The organism is Streptomyces pinistramenti (genome assembly GCF_020564935.1).
In the GTDB taxonomy this organism is placed as follows: domain Bacteria; phylum Actinomycetota; class Actinomycetes; order Streptomycetales; family Streptomycetaceae; genus Streptomyces; species Streptomyces pinistramenti.
Map to the genome: position 1 here is coordinate 1 of NZ_JAJCXB010000092.1, position 18,885 is coordinate 18,885.

Annotated in this window: 16 protein-coding genes and 3 pseudogenes; 8 read left to right on the plus strand and 11 right to left on the minus strand. The window is 71.7% G+C overall.

Translation table 11 applies throughout. The features are described from left to right. The 3 genes and pseudogenes from LIU39_RS33080 to LIU39_RS33090 all read left to right on the plus strand — a co-directional run. A pseudogene (locus LIU39_RS33080) lies at positions 1–105 on the plus strand (IS5/IS1182 family transposase); the annotation flags it as partial. A 3-nt stretch (positions 106–108) separates the two neighbouring features. Next, positions 109–639 (plus strand): annotated as a pseudogene (locus tag LIU39_RS35730) (NACHT N-terminal Helical domain 1-containing protein); the annotation flags it as partial. A 286-nt stretch (positions 640–925) separates the two neighbouring features. Beyond that, positions 926–2,794 (plus strand): NACHT domain-containing protein, encoded by a 1,869-nt coding sequence (locus LIU39_RS33090; RefSeq protein WP_264483522.1) that lies wholly within the window; start codon positions 926–928, stop codon positions 2,792–2,794. Between the two features lie 123 nt (positions 2,795–2,917). On the opposite strand, the gene LIU39_RS33095 is transcribed toward LIU39_RS33090, so the two are convergent. Beyond that, positions 2,918–5,446 carry an ATP-dependent Clp protease ATP-binding subunit gene (locus tag LIU39_RS33095; protein ID WP_227050658.1) on the minus strand — a complete coding sequence of 843 codons (2,529 nt, stop codon included), beginning with the start codon at positions 5,444–5,446 and terminating at the stop codon, positions 2,918–2,920. Between the two features lie 514 nt (positions 5,447–5,960). Here LIU39_RS33095 and LIU39_RS35735 point away from each other — a divergent pair. Both LIU39_RS35735 and LIU39_RS33100 read left to right on the plus strand, forming a co-directional pair. After that, positions 5,961–6,173 (plus strand): annotated as a pseudogene (locus tag LIU39_RS35735) (SCO3374 family protein); the annotation flags it as partial. Next, complete coding sequence (locus LIU39_RS33100) at positions 6,150–6,713, plus strand: SCO3374 family protein (RefSeq protein ID WP_372464138.1); 564 nt, start codon at positions 6,150–6,152, stop codon at positions 6,711–6,713. The pseudogene LIU39_RS35735 and the gene LIU39_RS33100, both read left to right, overlap by 24 nt. On the opposite strand, the gene LIU39_RS33105 is transcribed toward LIU39_RS33100, so the two are convergent. The 10 genes from LIU39_RS33105 to LIU39_RS33150 form a co-directional block, all read right to left on the minus strand. Continuing rightward, complete coding sequence (locus LIU39_RS33105; RefSeq protein ID WP_227050660.1) at positions 6,644–6,979, minus strand: histone-like nucleoid-structuring protein Lsr2; 336 nt, start codon at positions 6,977–6,979, stop codon at positions 6,644–6,646. The two genes, LIU39_RS33100 and LIU39_RS33105, sit on opposite strands and share 70 nt — an antisense overlap. A gap of 157 nt (positions 6,980–7,136) precedes the next feature. Further along, positions 7,137–7,655 (minus strand): amino-acid N-acetyltransferase, encoded by a 519-nt coding sequence (locus tag LIU39_RS33110; protein WP_227050661.1) that lies wholly within the window; start codon positions 7,653–7,655, stop codon positions 7,137–7,139. 9 nt (positions 7,656–7,664) lie between these two features. Continuing rightward, positions 7,665–8,177 carry a BlaI/MecI/CopY family transcriptional regulator gene (locus tag LIU39_RS33115; protein ID WP_372464139.1) on the minus strand — a complete coding sequence of 171 codons (513 nt, stop codon included), beginning with the start codon at positions 8,175–8,177 and terminating at the stop codon, positions 7,665–7,667. Positions 8,178–8,354: 177 nt separating this feature from the next. Further along, positions 8,355–8,534, minus strand: a complete 180-nt coding sequence (locus LIU39_RS33120) for a hypothetical protein (RefSeq protein WP_227050663.1) — start codon at positions 8,532–8,534, stop codon at positions 8,355–8,357. 45 nt (positions 8,535–8,579) lie between these two features. After that, positions 8,580–9,197, minus strand: a complete 618-nt coding sequence (locus LIU39_RS33125) for a hypothetical protein (protein ID WP_372464137.1) — start codon at positions 9,195–9,197, stop codon at positions 8,580–8,582. A gap of 201 nt (positions 9,198–9,398) precedes the next feature. Beyond that, positions 9,399–10,196, minus strand: a complete 798-nt coding sequence (locus LIU39_RS33130; protein ID WP_227050664.1) for a type III pantothenate kinase — start codon at positions 10,194–10,196, stop codon at positions 9,399–9,401. 5 nt (positions 10,197–10,201) lie between these two features. After that, on the minus strand, positions 10,202–11,263 hold the full coding sequence (gene nadC / locus LIU39_RS33135) for a carboxylating nicotinate-nucleotide diphosphorylase (RefSeq protein ID WP_227050665.1): 1,062 nt from the start codon (positions 11,261–11,263) through the stop codon (positions 10,202–10,204). After that, positions 11,260–13,122, minus strand: a complete 1,863-nt coding sequence (locus tag LIU39_RS33140) for an L-aspartate oxidase (protein WP_227050666.1) — start codon at positions 13,120–13,122, stop codon at positions 11,260–11,262. Before LIU39_RS33140 ends, nadC begins: the two co-directional genes overlap by 4 nt. Continuing rightward, on the minus strand, positions 13,119–14,234 hold the full coding sequence (gene panC, locus LIU39_RS33145) for a pantoate--beta-alanine ligase (RefSeq protein ID WP_227050667.1): 1,116 nt from the start codon (positions 14,232–14,234) through the stop codon (positions 13,119–13,121). The genes LIU39_RS33140 and panC overlap by 4 nt, the downstream gene beginning before the upstream one ends. Continuing rightward, on the minus strand, positions 14,231–15,292 hold the full coding sequence (locus LIU39_RS33150) for a Rossmann-like and DUF2520 domain-containing protein (protein ID WP_227050668.1): 1,062 nt from the start codon (positions 15,290–15,292) through the stop codon (positions 14,231–14,233). Before LIU39_RS33150 ends, panC begins: the two co-directional genes overlap by 4 nt. 257 nt (positions 15,293–15,549) lie before the next feature. Here LIU39_RS33150 and LIU39_RS33155 point away from each other — a divergent pair, with 257 nt between their 5' ends. The 3 genes from LIU39_RS33155 (at position 15,550) to LIU39_RS33165 (ending at position 18,878) form a co-directional block, all read left to right on the plus strand. Further along, the gene (locus LIU39_RS33155; RefSeq protein WP_227050669.1) at positions 15,550–16,767 is read left to right on the plus strand and encodes a threonine aldolase family protein; all 1,218 of its coding nucleotides are present in this window, start codon (positions 15,550–15,552) and stop codon (positions 16,765–16,767) included. Between the two features lie 48 nt (positions 16,768–16,815). After that, complete coding sequence (locus tag LIU39_RS33160; protein ID WP_227050670.1) at positions 16,816–17,403, plus strand: GrpB family protein; 588 nt, start codon at positions 16,816–16,818, stop codon at positions 17,401–17,403. A 332-nt stretch (positions 17,404–17,735) separates the two neighbouring features. Further along, the gene (locus tag LIU39_RS33165) at positions 17,736–18,878 is read left to right on the plus strand and encodes a DUF5937 family protein (protein ID WP_227050671.1); all 1,143 of its coding nucleotides are present in this window, start codon (positions 17,736–17,738) and stop codon (positions 18,876–18,878) included. Positions 18,879–18,885: the final 7 nt, after the last annotated feature.

Consider the following 18,885-nt stretch of genomic DNA (forward strand, 5'->3'; position numbering starts at 1 on the left):
TTCAACCGCCTGAAGCAATGGCGCGGAATCGCCACCCGCTACGACAAGACCGCCGAGTCCTACCAAGCAGCCATCACCCTCGCATCGCTCCTGATGTGGGCGTGACATTTGAAGACAACTCCTAGGCTGACCCCCCAACACGCGCCCCCCGACCCGCAGTTACGGGGAACCCATGGATCCCGCCCACCACACCACCCACATAGCCGCCCGCCTCGCACCGCCCGTCGTCGCCCCCTCATCCGCAGCCTCTTCCACCGCGACAACGCCGCCCCCGGGCCCACCGACCGCCCCGTTCCCCTCGCCTCCCTCGTCGCGTTCGCCGGCGAGAAGCGCACGCTGACCGAACGGGACGTGGCACGGCTCGCCACGGAGCTGGTCGAGCAGGCGCTCGGGGACGAGCCGGAGCAGCGCCCGGGGACCACGTCCGCCGTCACCGCCGCCCTGGCCCGCACTCTCCAGGCCCTCGCCGACACCGACATGGACGACCTGACCGCCGCCCGGCTGCTGCCCGCCCGCTTCGCCCAACGGCTGAGCGAAGCCGTCCCCGGCGTCACCAGGCAGCTGACCGAGGACGAACGACGGCTCTACGACGTCCTCCTGGACGCCACCGCCCTGCACATCCTGTACTTCCTCACCAGGCGCTCCCCCTACCTCTCCCGCACCCTCGCCGAAGAGACCCGCACCCTGGCAGGACTCGTCCACGGCACCGCGTCCCCCCGCATCAGGCCGCCGTCACCGGCCGTCGCGGACGCCGCCTTCGAGGAGCGGTACGCCCATGACACCGCCGTCCTCCACAACCACCTGACGATCTTCGGCATCGACCTCGCGCACTCCCCCGACAGCTGGCCCCTGGACGCCGCCTACCTGGGCCTCCGGTGCGAGCCGGCCGGACCCGCGGACCACGACACCTCTCCTGGGGCCCCCGATGACGGCACCTCCCCGGACGAGCCCCCCCATCCCCGCCGAACAGGCCCTGGCCGGCCGCAGCCGGGTCCTCGTCCGCGGCGTCGCCGGGTCCGGCAAGACCACCCTCCTCCAGTGGCTGACCGTCGCCACCGCCCGCGACGAACTGCCCGGCACCCTCGCGAAGCTGCGCGGCCGGATCCCGTTCCTGCTGCCGGTCCGCCGCTTCGCCCGTGACGGCTTCCCCGCGCCCGCCTCCTTCCTGACCGCCGTCGGCTACCCGGAGGCCGCCGCCCAGCCGCCGGGCTGGACCGAGCGGGTGCTCGGCGCCGGACGCGCGCTGCTGCTCATCGACGGCGTCGACGAGTGCCCCGAGAGCGAACGGGAGCGGCTCCGCGACAAGTTGCGCGACTGGACCGCCCGTTACCCCGGCAACATCTGGATCGTCACGTCCCGCCCGTCCGCCGTCCCGCACCGCTGGCTGGACGGCGAGGGCTTCGGCGAACTGTCGCTGGCGCCGATGAGCCGCGAGGACATCGCCGCGTTCATCCAGCGCTGGCACCGCGCCGCCGCCCAGCAGAAACCCGCCGACCTCGACCGCCTCGGCCACTACGAGCACACCCTGCTCAACGCCGTCCGCATCACCCGCGATCTCGGCCGGCTGGCCACCAATCCGCTGATGTGCGGGCTGCTGTGCGCCCTGCACCGCGACCGCCGCGACTATCTGCCCAACGGCCGCAAGGAGTTGTACGACGCCGCGCTGTCCATGCTCCTGGAGCGCCGCGACCGCGAGCGCGCGATGACCGCCTCCGACGGCGTGGACCTGACCCGGCAGCCGAAGATCCAGCTGCTCCAGAAACTGGCCCACTGGATGCTGCTCAACGGCCGCTCCGAAATGGACCGCGCCACCGCCGTCGAAACCCTCGCCCGCCACCTGCCCGCCATCCCGGACGCGGCCCGCCAGGGTGGCCCCGAAGACGTCTTCCGCCACCTCCTCAACCGCACCGGCCTGCTGCGCGAACCCACCCCCGGCACCGTCGACTTCGTCCACCGCACCTTCCAGGACCACCTCGCCGCCCGCGCCACCGTGCAGCAGCACGACTTCGCGCTGCTCCTCGACCACGCCCACCACGACGACTGGGAAGACGTCATCCGGATGGCCGTGGCCCTGGCCCGCCCCGACGAATGCGCCGCGCTGCTCGACGGCCTGCTCTCCCCGCACCCCGGCGTACGGGCCGCCGAGGCCCGGCACCGCAAGCTCCTCGCGGCCGCCTGCCTGGAGCACGCCGCCGAGCTGGACCCGGCGGTCCGCGCCCGCGTCCAGCGCTTCACCCGCGACATGGTGCGCCCCGGCACCCCGGCCGCCGCCCGCGCCCTGGGCTGGATCGGCCCGATCGTGCTGGAGATGCTCCCCGACCCGGCCCCGGCCACCGACCAGGAGGCGCACCTCCTCGCCATCACCGCGACCTCCATCGCCGACGACATGGCCATCGACTACCTGACCGGCCTCCGCGACCGTGCGCACCACGACGTACGCGCCCAGCTCGCCGGCGCCTGGCGGCGCTACGACACGGCCCGCTACGCCCGCGAGATCATCGCCCACCTCGACCCGGCCGAGCTGTACTTCCCGGTCTGTGACCCGGAGGAGCTGCACGCCCTGCGCCGGCTGGGCGGCCGCGCGCAACTGCGGATCGCCGGCCCCTTCACCCCCGACCAGCTCATCGAGGGCATCGCCCCCGCCGGCGGCCTGACCCGCCTGTGGCTCGCCTACGACCTGGGCGTCTCCATGGAGTGGCTGGCGGCGTTCCCGCGGCTGGACACCCTCACGGTCGGCACACGCATCGGCCCGGTGAGCGGAGTCCCGGACGGCATCCGCGTCATCCAGCTGTAGCGGCCGCCGCCTGCCCGTAACGCCCCCGCACGCGGATACGGCACCGCCCCGGACCGTACGAACGGTTCCGGGGCAGTGCCGTATCTGTGCGCGGTGCGCGGGCGCGAGTGGGCGCCCGTGCGGTTACGCGTCCTTGCTGAGGTTCGTCGAACCCGAACCGCCGGCCGTGGACTCGATCGGCGGGGCGTCGGGCAGCGCCGACTTCTCCTCGCCGCGGAAGGTGAACTTGGCGTTCTCGCCTTCACCCTCGATGTCGACGACCACGATGTGGCCCGGACGCAGCTCGCTGAAGAGGATCTTCTCCGAGAGGGCGTCCTCGATCTCGCGCTGGATCGTGCGGCGCAGCGGACGGGCGCCGAGCACCGGGTCGTACCCGCGCTTGGCCAGCAGCGACTTGGCCTCGCTGCTCAGCTCGATGCCCATGTCGCGGTCCTTGAGCCGCTCGTCCACCTTGGCGAGCATGAGGTCGACGATCTGGATGATGTCTTCCTCGGTCAGCTGGTGGAAGACGACGGTGTCGTCGACACGGTTGAGGAACTCGGGGCGGAAGTGCTGCTTGAGCTCTTCGTTGACCTTGTTCTTCATCCGCTCGTAGCTGGACTTGCTGTCGCCCTGGGCCGCGAAGCCGAGGTTGAAGCCCTTGGAGATGTCCCGGGTGCCGAGGTTGGTCGTCATGATGATGACCGTGTTCTTGAAGTCCACGACCCGGCCCTGGGAGTCGGTCAGGCGACCGTCCTCCAGGATCTGCAGCAGCGAGTTGAAGATGTCCGGGTGGGCCTTCTCGACCTCGTCGAAGAGCACGACGGAGAACGGCTTGCGGCGCACCTTCTCGGTGAGCTGGCCGCCCTCTTCGTAGCCGACGTAGCCGGGAGGCGAACCGAACAGCCGCGAGACCGTGTGCTTCTCACTGAACTCCGACATGTCGAGGGAGATCAGTGCGTCCTCGTCGCCGAACAGGAACTCCGCCAGCGTCTTGGACAGCTCGGTCTTACCGACACCGGAAGGACCGGCGAAGATGAACGAACCACCGGGACGCTTGGGGTCCTTGAGGCCGGCCCGCGTACGACGGATGGCCTGCGAGAGCGCCTTGATGGCGTCCTTCTGGCCGATGACGCGCTTGTGCAGCTCGTCTTCCATCCGCAGCAGCCGCGAGGACTCCTCCTCGGTGAGCTTGAAGACCGGGATGCCGGTGGCCGTCGCCAGAACCTCGGCGATCAGCTCCTCGTCCACCTCGGCGACGACGTCCATGTCGCCGGCCTTCCACTCCTTCTCCCGCTTCGCCTTCGCGGCCAGGAGCTGCTTCTCCTTGTCACGCAGGCCCGCGGCCATCTCGAAGTCCTGCGAGTCGATCGCGGACTCCTTCTCCCGGCGCACGTCGGCGATCTTCTCGTCGAACTCGCGCAGGTCCGGCGGCGCGGTCATCCGGCGGATGCGCATCCGCGAGCCGGCCTCGTCGATGAGGTCGATCGCCTTGTCCGGCAGGAACCGGTCCGAGATGTAGCGGTCGGCGAGGGTGGCCGCGGCGACCAGCGCGGAGTCCGTGATGGACACCCGGTGGTGTGCCTCGTAGCGGTCCCGCAGGCCCTTGAGGATCTCGATGGTGTGCGGCAGCGACGGCTCCGCGACCTGGATCGGCTGGAAGCGGCGCTCAAGGGCCGCGTCCTTCTCCAGGTGCTTGCGGTACTCGTCGAGCGTGGTGGCGCCGATGGTCTGCAGCTCGCCTCGCGCCAGCATGGGCTTGAGGATGCTCGCGGCGTCGATCGCGCCCTCGGCGGCGCCCGCACCCACCAGGGTGTGGAGCTCGTCGATGAACAGGATGATGTCGCCGCGGGTGCGGATCTCCTTGAGTACCTTCTTCAGGCGCTCCTCGAAGTCACCGCGGTAGCGGGAGCCTGCGACCAGGGCACCGAGGTCGAGGGTGTAGAGGTGCTTGTCCTTGAGGGTCTCGGGCACCTCGCCCTTGACGATGGCCTGCGCCAGTCCCTCGACGACCGCCGTCTTGCCGACGCCGGGCTCGCCGATGAGGACCGGGTTGTTCTTGGTACGGCGGGACAGCACCTGCATGACCCGCTCGATTTCCTTCTCGCGCCCGATGACCGGGTCGAGCTTCGTCTCGCGAGCGGCCTGCGTGAGGTTGCGGCCGAACTGGTCCAGGACGAGCGAGGTCGAGGGCGTGCCCTCGGCCGGGCCGCCTGCGGTGGCGGCTTCCTTGCCCTGGTATCCGGAGAGCAGCTGGATGACCTGCTGCCGCACCCGGTTCAGATCGGCGCCCAGCTTCACGAGGACCTGGGCTGCGACGCCCTCGCCCTCGCGGATCAGGCCGAGCAGGATGTGCTCCGTACCGATGTAATTGTGGCCGAGCTGAAGGGCCTCACGGAGCGAAAGCTCCAGCACCTTCTTGGCACGGGGGGTGAAGGGAATATGCCCGGACGGAGCCTGCTGGCCCTGCCCGATGATCTCCTCCACCTGCTGGCGGACCGCCTCGAGCGAAATCCCGAGGCTCTCCAGGGCCTTAGCGGCGACACCCTCACCCTCGTGGATCAGGCCCAGGAGAATGTGCTCGGTGCCGATGTAGTTGTGGTTGAGCATCCGGGCTTCTTCCTGAGCCAGGACGACAACCCGCCGCGCGCGGTCGGTGAACCTCTCGAACATCGTAAATCGCTCCTCAGAGCGGTCGGGCAGATGAGGGGGCGGTCCCCTCCCTGTCCTTCCGCATGCTAGTCCCGCAGGGCGGGACAGCTCATTCCAACTGCCGACACCCGTACGCGGCTCACCCCACTCTCGTAGGGAAGTCACCTGCCCCGAACAGCCGACAACTGCTCCAACCCGATGGTGCGAGACGATGTTCCCGCAGGCCAGGCATATACGCCCACCACCACTACGCCCGTGGCGAACGCCGCCCGTTCCGGCACGCCTGCCGCTCCGCCCGCCGTCACGCCGGGCGGAGCGCATTCTGCGCCGTCACACCGTCTTTTCCCATGGTGAATGTCTTACCCGCTGCCACTGACACTCCATGCGACAACGGCCCGGTCCATCCGCTACGGGCGAACAACTCTGACCGGATCCGTCCCGCCGAATACCCCCGCGCACCCGGCTCACCAGGCACGTCACGTATCCGTACGTCAACCCAGCGTAACTTCCCGGGTTTTCGGGAGTTGCACCGGGCATGGCCCACGCGCTCCCGCGTCCCCGTACGCCCCGTGCCGCCGTACGCCGGTGGTACGAGGAGGAGCTGGGCTGGCCGACCACCGGTACGAGGCCGGTGGAGCTGCTCACGGGGCTGCGTTTCGACGTCCTGGAGATGCCGGCGGATGCGGGTCACGCCGTTCTGCGGCGGCTGCCGCGCACCGGCCCTGTGGCGCTCATCGGCGGCACCCGGCGTCCTGGCGCACCGCACGGCGCTGCGGCCCTTGCGGAGGACTGCCACAGCGGCTGCGGCCCTGCCGCGAGCGACGGGATTCCCGCTGCCGATCGGCCGAAAATCCTCATGCTCGTGACTGCCGGCGGCGCCGATGAACTGCCCGGAATCCTGGAATGGCTGGAGTGGGGCGCGCTCGCGCCCGATCTCACGGCGCGGGGCGCCGGAGGACGGATGCCCGCTCCGTCATTCCCGAGTTCCGGACCGTCGTCGTGCGGATTCGGCTCGCGGGAGGCCGCGGTATGGGTGCGGCCTCCCGAACCGGGATACGAGGCCGAGAATTCCCTGCCCACCACGGGGTTCGGGGCAGGTTTCGGGGACAGGGGTGACGCCCCCGATCTCGTACGGCTCGTGAGCGCGGCGGCAACGGAATGCCACCGGGCCCGGTTGCTGCGTGCTCGTAATGACCAAACCGATCGCGCCGTTGGCGATCAGCCGTTGGCCTTCTCGTATGCCTCGCGAATGTCGGCGGGGACGCGGCCACGGTCATTGACGTTGTAGCCGTTGTCCTTGGCCCACGCGCGCACCTTCGCGGTGTCCTGGCTGCCGCCGGAAGCCGCACGGGTCTTGCCGCGGCCGGAAGAAGAACGACCACCGGTACGGCGGCCGGCCTTGACGAAGTCGCCAAGCGCGGTGCGCAGCTTGTCGGCGTTGGCGGTGGTGAGGTCGATCTCGTAGGACTTGCCATCGAGAGAGAACGTCACGGTCTCGTCGGCCTCGACGCCGTCGAGGTCGTCGACAAGAAGAACCTGAACCTTCTGTGCCACCGGGTTTCCCTTTCATCGAATGTGGATTACGACGGAAAGCAAACCGCTTTTCCCGGAAAAACACAAACCCCTGGGTAGGGTTCACTTGCCCGCCGACAGGGGAACGCATCGCCCGGTAGGCATGAGATAGGGGCGCGATTCGGACATAGAACGCTGATCAGAGGTGCAGAAGCATGCGGCTGTTACCCAGGGTGTTGGGCTTCACTCGTTCGAGTCCCAGGAACTCGGCAACGCCCTCGTCATAGGAACGCAGCAGCTCGCTGTAGACATCACCGTCGACGGGAGTCTCACCGATCTCCACGAACCCGTGCTTGACGAAGAAGTCGACTTCGAAGGTGAGACAGAAAATGCGGCGCACTCCGAGCCAGCGCGCGGTGCTCAGCAGCTTGGCGAGGACTTGATGGCCGACACCGGCGCCCTTGAGCCGGGGATCCACCGCCAGTGTGCGTACCTCGGCGAGGTCTTCCCACATGACGTGGAGTGCGCCGCAGCCCACCACCTCGGCGTCTTCGTCGCGCTCGGCGACCCAGAACTCCTGGATGTCTTCGTAAAGGGTGACGGTGGCTTTGTCGAGCAGGATCCCGTCGCGGGAGTAGGAGTCGATGAGGCGGCGGACGGCCGGTACATCGCTGGTCCTGGCACGGCGTACGGTGAGCCCTTTTGAATGCGGAGACATGTCGGGACGCTATCGCCCCTTGTCACCGGGGCCCGCTCCGGGTTCATCGCCTTCCGCGGATGCCGCTCCGCCCGCGTCTTCCACACCTTCTGCACCTGTTGTGTGCCCGGTGTCCGGTGCGGTTCCGGCGGCCGCGGCATGCTCCACGGCTTCCGTGAGTTCGGCCGGATCTTCCGGGTCGCCGGGTGCGGCCGGTTCATCGGCCTGCACCATCCGTACGGCGTCCCGAAGTGCATGGCGCTGTTCCGGCGACATCATGCCGAAGAAGGCGACGAGAGCGGCCGCCGGGTTGTCACTGGTCGACCATGCTTCGTTCATCAGTGCGGCCGAGTATGCGGCGCGAGTGGAGACCGCTTCATATCGATAGGCGCGGCCTTCTGCTTCGCGGCGCACCCAGCCCTTCTGATGGAGGTTGTCCAATACGGTCATGACCGTCGTGTAGGCGATCGACCGTTCCTTCTGCAGATCTTCCAGGACTTCTCGAACGGTGACCGGGCGGTTCCACTCCCAGACCCGCGTCATGACCGCGTCTTCCAGATCACCCAATGGTCTCGGCACACCAGAAGAATAGTGGGAGATGTCTCGAATGCCGGTTCATCTCGGTGCGTTTACGCAGGAAAACGAGGCACGGCCCGGGATACCCATCCCGGGCCGTACGTGGTGGTGCGGGCGGGGGCCGGCACCGGAAATGCGCTGGATTCAGGCGCCGTGCGCGGTGGGTTCCTGACGGGCCGAGTCGGCGCGGCCGAGCACGGCGTCCACCGCGGCGTCTTCCTTCGCCTTGTTCTGGCCGCCCTGGCTCTTGACGATGGTGACGATCAAAGCGGTGAACGCCACGGCCATCACTACCGGCGGGAACAGCGCTGCGACGTAATCCATGACGTGAGCCTCCTTGGGGCGAGTGGATTCCAGGGTACGCAGCACTCAGGCGGTGCGGGCCGCGGGGGGCGGCGCGGGCTTGCGCCGCGGCGGGAAGACCTCGCCGGGTGTGGGGATCGGCCGGTCAGGACGCGGCGCCTTCCGTTCGCCCGGCCGCGGCGCGGGGCGCGGGGCGGGCCGGGGCGGCTCGTCGGCGCTGCGGGCCGCGGGCAGGGCCCGCAGCCGGGCGCGTACGGACAGCTCGGCGAGCTGCTCGCAGCGGCGCAGCAGGGCGGTCCTGCGGTCGCTCTCGGCCGGTCCTGCGGGCCGCCCGGCCAGCGCGCGCAGGGCCGCGAGGTCGTCGGGGCCCGGTACGTAGGCGGCGGACAGCGCTTCCTGGAGCTGTGCGAGGTAGCCGGCGGCGGAGCCGGGCAGGGCTTCGCGGTAGCGGGCGAGGTCGGCGAGCAGGAAGGCGCGCAGCCGGCCGCCTTCGCGGACCGCCTCGTCCACCGCCTCGGCCAGCCGGAGGTACTCCTGGATGTCCGCCGCCCCTTCCGGGCCGAAGGCACCGGGCGGGGCGGCGGAGGACGTCGACTGCAGGGCATGGGCGAGGGCGCGACGGAGCACACGCAACTCGTCGGCGCTGAACGCCATGCCGCCGCGGGATCCGTATGGCATAGGCATGCGGCGGACTTTACGACCAATTAGGACAAAAGGCATTCAATTGCGGATGGCGGCGCGGCCACGGACATCTCCGTGGCGGGCGCCACACAGCCCCGGCGGGCGGCCGGGCCGCCTTCCCCTGGCCGCCCGGACGCAGGGGCTCCGGACGGCCCCTGCGGGGCCGGACGGGCCGCTTCAGGCCCGCGCGTCCGCGCCGTGCGCTCAGGGCCTGGCGACGTTCCGCTCGTAGACCAGGCGCAGGCCGATCAGGGTGAGCCAGGGCTCGTGCTCGTCGATCACCGACGACTCGCCCAGCACCATCGGCGCCAGGCCCCCGGTGGCGATCACGGTCACCTCGTCGGGGTCGTCGGACAGCTCGCGCGCCATGCGCTGGACGACGCCGTCGACCTGGCCGGCGAAGCCGTAGAGGATGCCGGACTGCATCGCCTCGACGGTGTTCTTGCCGATGACGCTGCGCGGCCGGGCCAGTTCGATCTTGCGGAGCTGGGCGCCCTTGACACCGAGTGCCTCCACGGAGATCTCGATACCGGGGGCGATGACGCCGCCGACGTACTCGCCGCGGGCGCTCACCGCGTCGAAGGTGGTGGCGGTGCCGAAGTCGACGACGACGGCGGGCCCGCCGAACAGCTCGACGGCCGCCAGCGCGTTGATGATCCGGTCCGCGCCGACCTCCTTCGGGTTGTCCATGAGGATCGGCACACCCGTCTTGACACCCGGCTCCACCAGGACCGCGGGGACGTCCCCGTAGTAGCGGCGGGTGACCTCGCGCAGCTCGTGCAGGACGGAGGGGACGGTGGAGCAGATGGCGATGCCCTCGATGCCGTCGCCCAGTTCGTCGCCGAGCAGCGGGTGCATGCCCATCAGGCCGTGCAGCAGGACGGCGAGTTCGTCGGCGGTGCGGCGGGCGTCGGTGGAGATCCGCCAGTGCTCGACGATGTCCTCGCCGTCGAAGAGCCCGAGGACGGTGTGGGTGTTGCCCACATCAATGGTCAGCAGCATGGCGGTCAGTGGTCCTCGCGCTGGTCGTCCGTCGCCTCGTCCTCGCGCAGGTCGAGGCCGATGTCGAGCACCGGGGACGAGTGCGTGAGCGCCCCCACCGCCAGGTAGTCGACGCCGGTCTCCCCGTACACCCGGGCGTTGTCCAGAGTGAGGCGGCCGGAGGACTCCAGGATCGCGCGGCCCGCCACCAGGGCGACGGCCTGGGCGGTCTGCTCCGGGGTGAAGTTGTCCAGCAGGATGAGGTCGGCGCCCTCGGCGAGGATCGGCGGGATCTGGTCGATCCGGTCGACCTCGACCTCGATCGCCACCCCGGGGAACTCGGACCGTACGGCGGTGAACGCCTCGGCGACGCCGCCGGCCGCGACGACGTGGTTGTCCTTGATCAGTGCGGCGTCCGACAGCGACATCCGGTGGTTGACGCCGCCGCCGCAGCGCACCGCGAACTTCTCCAGGGCGCGCAGTCCAGGTGTGGTCTTGCGGGTGTCCCTGACCTTGGCCTTGGTGCCCTCAAGGGCGTCCGCCCAGGCCCGGGTGGCGGTGGCGATGCCCGACAGCCTGCCCAGGATGTTGAGCGCGCTGCGCTCGGCGGTGAGCAGGTCGCGGGTGCGGGTGGTGACGCTGAGCAGCTTGGCGCCGGCCTCGACCCGGTCGCCGTCCTCGACGTGCCGTTCGACGGCGAACTCCTCGGTGCAGACGATGGAGAGCACCGCCTCGGCGATCCGCAGCCCGGCGACCGTACCGGCCTGGCGGGCGGTGAAGTCGCCGGTGGCCACCGCGTCTTCGGGGACCGTCGCGACGCTGGTGATATCCACGCCCTGGTCGAGGTCCTCCTCGATGGCGAGGTGCGCGATGTCCTCCACCTGGACGGGGTCCAGGCCCGCCGCCACCAGGAGGGCGGCCAGGTCCGGGTCGAGTCCGCAGCTGAGCGGGTCGAGTGCGTACGCGCCGTCGTCGGGCCCGCCGCAGCCGCAGGCGTCGCCGCAGCCACCGCCGGTGGAGGCGTCCGCGGCTGCGGCGTCGCGCCTGCCGATCTGGAGGAGGGGGAGGTCGTCGGGGGTGCTGCTCACGGGGTGCGCTCCGTATCGGGGAGTGAAGTGGCGGGTGGTGCGGGGTGGTTGGTGTCCTTCTCCGGGACCGTGGGCGGGAAACCTGCCGTCCCGGTGGTGCGGACGGCCAGGGCGCGGTCCGCATCCAGGGTGATGCGGAAGTGGCGGCTCCAGGAGGTGTCGTCCCGGTCCGGGTGGTCCTCACGCCAGTGGCATCCGCGCGTCTCCTCGCGGCGCTGCGCGGCGGCGACCAGCACCCGGGCGACACACAGCAGGTTGGTCGTCTCCCACGCCTCGACACCGGGCTCGGGGGCCTTGGATCCGGGCGCCGGCGGGGTGGCGGCCGTGGCCTCGCGGTGGAGGCGGTCGAGCTGCTCGGCGGCCCGCGCGAGGCTGTCGGCGCTGCGCAGCACGCCGGCGCCCGCGGTCATGATCCGCTGCACCGCGATCCGCGCCTCGGGGGCGAGCAGCGGCAGCGGGACGGGGGCGGCCGCCGGGGCGTCCGGGGCCGGCGTCGCGCTCGCGTGCGCCGTGCCGTCGCTCCCGGTGGCGTCCTCGCTCCCGGTGCGGCCGGTGATTCCGGCGCTCCCGGTGGCGGCGCCGCTCCCGGCGATGTCGGCCGCGATGCGTTCGGCGAAGACCAGGCCCTCCAGAAGGGAGTTGGAGGCGAGCCGGTTGGCGCCGTGGACACCCGTGCAGGCGACCTCACCGCAGGCGTAGAGGCCCGGCACGGTCGTCCGGCCGTGCAGGTCGGTGCGTACGCCGCCGGAGGCGTAGTGGGCGGCCGGGGCGACCGGGACGGGTTCCGTTACGGGGTCGATGTCATGGCTGCGGCAGGCGGCGAGGATGGTCGGGAAGCGCGTCTCCCACATGTCCGTACCGAAGTGCCGGGCGTCCAAGTACATGTGCTCGACGCCCTGTTCGTGCGCCCTGCGCATGATCTCCTTGGCGACGATGTCGCGCGGCGCCAGCTCGGCGAGTTCGTGCCTGCCGGCCATGAAGCGGATGCCGTCGGCGTCGACGAGATGGGCGCCCTCGCCCCGTACCGCCTCGGAGATCAGCGGCTGCTGGCCCTCCGCTTCGGCGCCCAGGTAGAGGACCGTGGGGTGGAACTGGACGAATTCCAGGTCGGACACCTCGGCTCCGGCGCGCAGCGCGAGCGCGACGCCGTCGCCGGTGGAGACCGCCGGGTTGGTGGTCGCGGAGAAGACCTGGCCCATGCCGCCGGTGGCGAGGACGACGGCCGGGGCGTGCACGGCGCCGACGCCGTCGTGCTGCCCCTCGCCCATGACGTGCAGAGTGACGCCGGAGGTGTGGCCCCGGGCGTCGGTGAGCAGGTCGAGGACGAGGGCGTTCTCGACGGTGCGCAGCCCGGCGGCGCGTACCGCGGCGACGAGCGCGCGGGAGATCTCCGCTCCGGTGGCGTCGCCTCCGGCGTGCGCGATGCGGCGGCGGTGGTGGCCGCCCTCCCGGGTGAGCGCGATGCCGCCGGTCCCCGGGGCGGTGTCGAAGCGTGCGCCGGCGGCGATCAGCCGGTGCACGGCGGCGGGGCCCTCGGTGACCAGGGCGCGGACGGCCGCCTCGTCACAGAGGCCGGCGCCCGCCACGAGGGTGTCGGCCAGATGCTGCTCCGGGGTGTCCCCCTCGCCGAGCGCCGCGGCGATCCCGCCCTGGGCCCAGCGGGTGGACCCGTCGTCCAGGCGGGCCTTGGTGACGACCACCGTCCGGTGGCCGGCTGCGGCGCACCGGAGCGCGGCGGTCAGCCCGGCGACACCGGATCCCACGACCACCACGTCCGCGTCGATGGCCCACCCCGGGGCGGGAGCCTGAAGGCGTATGCCGGTCGGGCCGGGTTCGTTGCCTGTTCCGGTGGCGGTCATCGGGTCGCTCCGAGGGGGCCTTGGGAAGTGGGGGGTGAGGGAGGGTCCGCGGGGTGAGGAGGGCCTTCCGGGGCGGCCGGATGTGACTGTGGGCCGGCGAAGGTGAGGCGGATGTTGTCGATGAGGCGTGTGGTGCCCACCGTGGCGGCGAGGGCGAGCACCGCCTCGCCCTCGTGGCCGTCGGCGACCTCGGTGAAGTCGGACGGGTCGACCAGCGCCACGTAGTCCAGTGCGAGCGGCGGGTCGAGGAGGGCGGCATCCGCCAGGACGGCGCGGGCGGCGGCGCGCGCCACGGACGGGCCGCGCGCCGCGTCGGCCGCCGCCTGCGCGACGGCGTGCGCGTCCGCGGCGGCCCGGTCCTCGCCCAGGGCCGCCAGGGCTTCGGAGCGCCGCTGCGCGCGCTGCCCGGCAGAGCCGGCGCGTTCCCGCAGCGCCTCCTGGGCGGCGATACGGTCACGGGCGGCGAAGAGCGCCGCGGACAACGCGAGCGCGGTCCTGCGCTCGGGCACGGAGAGGTAGCGGTTACGGCTGGAGAGCGCGAGACCGTCCTCCTCCCGGACCGTCGGAACGCCGACGATCTCCACGGGGAAGTTGAGGTCGGCGGCCATCCTCGTGATGACCGCGAGCTGCTGGGCGTCCTTCTCGCCGAAGAGCGCGACATCCGGCCCGGTGAGGTGCAGCATCTTGGCGACCACCGTCAGCACGCCGTCGAAGTGCCCGGGGCGGCTCGCGCCCTCCAGGACGGTGCCCATGGGCCCTGCGGCAACCCGCACTTGGGGCTCGCCGCCCGGGTACACCTCGTCGGCGGACGGCGCGAAGACGACGTCGGCGCCTGCCGCACCGGCCAGTACGGCGTCGGCGTCGAGGGTGCGCGGATAGCGGTCCAGGTCCTCGCCCGCGCCGAATTGCAGCGGGTTGACGAAGACCGTGACGACGACCTGCCCCTGGGGCCCGACCCGCTCCCGGGCGGCCCGCATCAGGGTGGCGTGGCCCTCGTGCAGCGCCCCCATGGTCATCACGACGGCCCGCCCGCCACCGGAGCGCGCGAGGCCCCGCAACTCGGCGGCGGTGTACACCAGTTGGGGGACCGGCTGCCGGATCGGGGCGGTCATCGGCTGTCGCCTCCGTGGGGGCCCTGGTCGGCGGGGCCGTCGTCGGGGTGGTCGGGGCCGTCATCGGACGGCCGGTCTTCGGACGGCCCGCCCTCGGGATCGTCGTCCGCGGACGGCCGCCCCCGGGGCGCCGGGTTCCCGGACGCTTCCCCTGTGGCGACGTCGGAAAGCACACCGAGGAGGTCCTCGGCCAGCTCCGGCTTGAGGAGGCCGTGGGCGAGCGCCCGGTCCGCCGTCGTGCGGGCCATCGCCAGGTAGCCGGCGACGCTCTGCGGGGCGTGCCGGCGCAGCTCGGTGACATGGGCGGCGACGGTGCCCGCGTCGCCGCGCGCGACCGGCCCGGTCAGGGCGGCGTCACCGGAGCGCAGCGCGTTGTCGAGGGCGGCGCCGAGGAGCGGGCCGAGCATACGGTCCGGGGCCTCGACCCCGGCGGTGCGCAGCAGCTCCAGCGACTGGGCGACGAGCGTGACCAGGTGATTCGCGCCGATGGCGAGCGCCGCGTGGTAGAGCGGACGGGCCGATTCCGCGATCCACTCGGGCTCCCCGCCCATCTCGATGACCAGCGCCTCGGCGGCCATCCGCAGCTCATCGGGCGAGGTGACACCGAAGGAACAGCCCGCCAGCCGCTGGACGTCCACCGGGGTGCCCGTGAACGTCATCACGGGGTGCAGGGCCAGCGGCAGCGCGCCGGCCCGGGTGGCGGGATCCAGTACGGCGGTTCCGTAACGGCCGGAGGTGTGCACCAGCAGTTGTCCAGGCCGTACGGCACCGGTCGCTGCGAGGCCCGTCACCAGGCCGGCCAGGGCGTCGTCGGGGACCGTGAGGAGCACGAGGTCGGCGCGGGCCAGGACCTCGGCCGGCGGTACCAGCGGCACGTCGGGCAGGAGCGCGGCCGCGCGCCGTACGGAGGCGTCGGAGACTCCGGAGACGGCGACCGGGCGGTGGCCCGCAAGCTGTAGCGAAGCGGCGAGGGCGGGTCCTACGCGCCCCGCGCCGACGACTCCGACGGTCAGTCGGGCCGGGCGGTCGTGGGCCTCGATGGGCGGGATTGCATTCACGCGGCGGTGCCTTCCGTTCCAGTCCGCGGGGGGTACCGGACGATTCATCGCCATGCTACGCGAGTGTTTCCGGCGCACTTGAGGGTCGCGCGAAGGGTGAAACACGCCTCTCGCCGACCGCTCGGCCGGGCCGCCAACGGGGCTCGTCGCAGCCGCTTCCGAGCTTTTCCGAGAGTTATCCACAGGGCTCGCGGCGCCGGGCGCGGCTGCGCCATGATCAGGGCTACGACGCGGAGCGAAAGGTCAGGTGGGGGATCATGAGCCGGAGCGAGCGGGACACCGCCGAGGACGCCACGGCGCGGAGCGGCAACGGCGGCGGGCAGGCGGACGGCAGTCCGGCGGAGAGCGAACGGGCGCGGCGGCTGACGGTATGGCACGGCGCCCGGCGGACGCTCAGCGGACCCGCGGTCCAGACGCTCCGCGAGCGGCTGGACCGCTTGGCCGCCGACGCCCCCGGCACCTACGACCTCGCCGGGTGGCCCGACATGTACGGCGACGGCGTCGTCGGAGAGCTGGAGCGCCGCACCGCCGACGCACTGGGCACCGAAGCCGCCGCGTTCTTCCCCACGGGGACGATGGCGCAGCAAGTGGCACTGCGCTGCTGGGCGGGGCGCACGGGCAGCACGACCGTCGCCGGCCATCCGCTGTCCCACATGGAAGTCCACGAGCGCGATGCCTACGCAACGGTCAGCGGCCTGCGGATGGTGCACCCGACGGACGCTCCGCGGCTGCCCACGGCCAAGGAGATATACGACCTCCAGGAGCCGTTCGGCACCCTGGCGCTGGAGTTGCCGCTGCGGGACGCGGGCTTCGTGCTGCCGGACTGGGAGGAGCTGACGTCCACGGTCGTCGCGGCCCGCGAGCGGGACGCGGTGGTGCACTTCGACGGCGCCCGCATCTGGGAATGCGCCCCGCACTTCGGGCGCTCCCTCCCGGAGATCGCCGCCCTCGCGGACAGCGTGTACGTCTCCTTCTACAAGTCGCTCGGCGGCATAGGAGGCGCCGCGCTGGCGGGGACCGAGGACTTCATCGAGGAGACGCGGGCCTGGCGGCACCGCTACGGCGGGCAGATCTTCCAGCAGTGGCCGACGGCCCTGACCGCGCTCGCCGGCCTGGATCGCGAACTCCCGCGGCTGCCGGAGTACGTCGCGCACGCGAAGGTCGTCGCACGGGCACTCCAGGAGGGCCTGGCCGGGGCCGGGGTGCCGTGGTTCCGGGTGCAGCCGGAGGAGCCGTTCACCCACCAGTTCCACCTGTGGCTGCCGTACCCGGCGAAGGTGCTGAACGACGCGGGGATGCGCCAGGCGCAGGAGACGGGGATCAGCCTGTTCCGGACGTGGCTCGACGAAAGCCCGCCGGGACTGGCGATGACGGAGGTGATGGTGAGCTCGTCCGCACTGCACTGGACGGCCGACGACATACGGACGGCGCTGACGGACTTCCTCGGCCGCGTGGAGAGGGGAGGGCGGCAGTGAACCGCCCGGACCGGACGGCAGCGGCAGGCATCGGCAGTGCGGGGGACCATGCCCTTCCCCGATGAGGACGCTCCGGTTGCCGTGGTCGCCCACCGGCCGGAGTGGCAGGCCGAGTTCGGGCAGCTGGCAGGACGGCTGCACCGTGCCCTGGGCGAGGCCGCGCTCGCCCTTGACCACATCGGCTCCACCTCGGTTCCGGGGCTGCCGGCCAAGGACTGCATCGACGTGCAGGTGCGGGTTCGGTCGCTCGACGCGTCGCGTGACGTGGCGCTGCTCACCGGCATCGGCTTCCGCCTGCGGCCGGAGCCGTGGAACACCATGGAGGTGTCATTCGGGGAGCACTGCCGCAAGCGGGTCTTCGCGCCGCCGGTCGGCGCCCGGTCGTGCAATGTCCATGTCCGTGAGGACGGCGGCCCCAACGCCCGCTTCGCCCTGCTGTTCCGCGATTACCTGCGCGCGGACGACTCGGCCCGGCGGGCATGGGGGTCCTTCAAGGAACGGCTGGCGCTGAGCGTGCCGGACCTGTCGGCGTACGGCCGGATCAAGGCGCCGGCGACGGCCGTGCTGCTGGGCGCGGCGGAGCGGTGGGCGGCCGACGTCGGCTGGTCGGCCGATGCCGGCTGGTCGGCCGGATAGCTGCCTCGGCCTCCGCGGGTGAGACGGGCGAAGGAAGCGCCCAGGGCCCGTACGGCGCGCAAGGTGCGGGCCGGGAGGCGGTCGGCGGGATCGGTGATCACGGCGTTGAAGCGCCGCCACCGGTGGATCTCACGAACGGCGCGAACGGTGTCGGCTCCCGGCGGAACCGGCGCGCTCTCTCCCCGCTGGGCGGCACGGTAGGCATCGAGCATGTGCTGCTGGTGTGCGTTCATGCCCTCACTCTGGGGCGGCTCCGGGCGCCGTGGCGCGTCGATTGACGAGAGCAGTCAATCGACAACCGTGCAGGTCGTGGCCTCGCGCATGATGGGCGCATGGCCGACGTCATAGATATCACCGGGCTGCCGCCCGAGCGCCTCGTCTTCACCCCGTCGCCCCTGGCGGAGCTGGGCGCCGTGCTGCACGCGCTGTCCGAGCCGGGCCACCATCCCGGACTGCACGGCTGGGTCACGGCCACCTCGGCGGGGCTGAAGACCGACCTCGCCGACCGCCTGTGCGAGGCGGACTTCCTGTGGCGGTCGTCACGCTCCGACATCCTGCTGCCGGCCCACCCAGGGGCGACGCTGGCAGAGGACCTGGACGCGCTCGACCGGATCGACGACGAGCGGTTCGTGGCGGCCGCTTTCGAAATCACCTGCTCGTCCCGCTACACCCAGGCCACGCCCTCGCCCCTCGTCGACGCCGAGGAGCAGGCGCGGGTACGGGAGATGGCGGCGGCGCGCGGGCCGCGTCAGGCGGCGTTCACCAACCGCATGCTCACCGACCCCGATGGGCTGCGGGTGTGGCTGCGCCGGCTGTTCGAGGACTGTGAGGAGGCGTTCTTCGGGGACATCTGGCGACGGGTCGGCATCCAACTGGCCGCGGACGCCCGGCACAAGACCGAACTGCTGCGGCACAAGGGGCTGGCGGAAACCCTGCCGGCCACATCGACCGCCCTCTCCCTGGAGAGCGGTCAGGACGGAAGGGGGAGTGGCGGCGAGCGCATCCTCGTCGACAAGCTCGCCGCGGGCCGCACGACGGCGTACTCGGACGCGGCCGACCCGGGCGTGACATTCATCCCGACATCGTTCGGCTGGCCGCACCTGCTGCTCAGCCATGCGCCGGGCTGGCACCCCGTGCTGCAATACCCGGTCGCGGGGCCGGAGTTGCCGGCACCGGCCGCGCTGGAACTCGTACAGCAGCGTCTGGAGGCCCTGGGCCACCCGATGCGGATGCAGCTGTGCCGGACGCTGTCGCGCGGGCCGCACACCACGGGCGAGCTGGCCAACGCGTTCAACATCACGCCGCCCGAGGTGTCCCGGCACGTCGCGACGCTGAAGAAGGCCGGCCTGATCCAGACGCGACGCCGCGGCCGCTACGTCCTGCACCAGCCCCCGGCCGTCGGCCTCAGCCGCGACGCGGTCGTCGCCTGGCAGGCGCCCACGGACCCGCGCTCCCTCACGGCCGAGCTGCCCTGAACGCCAC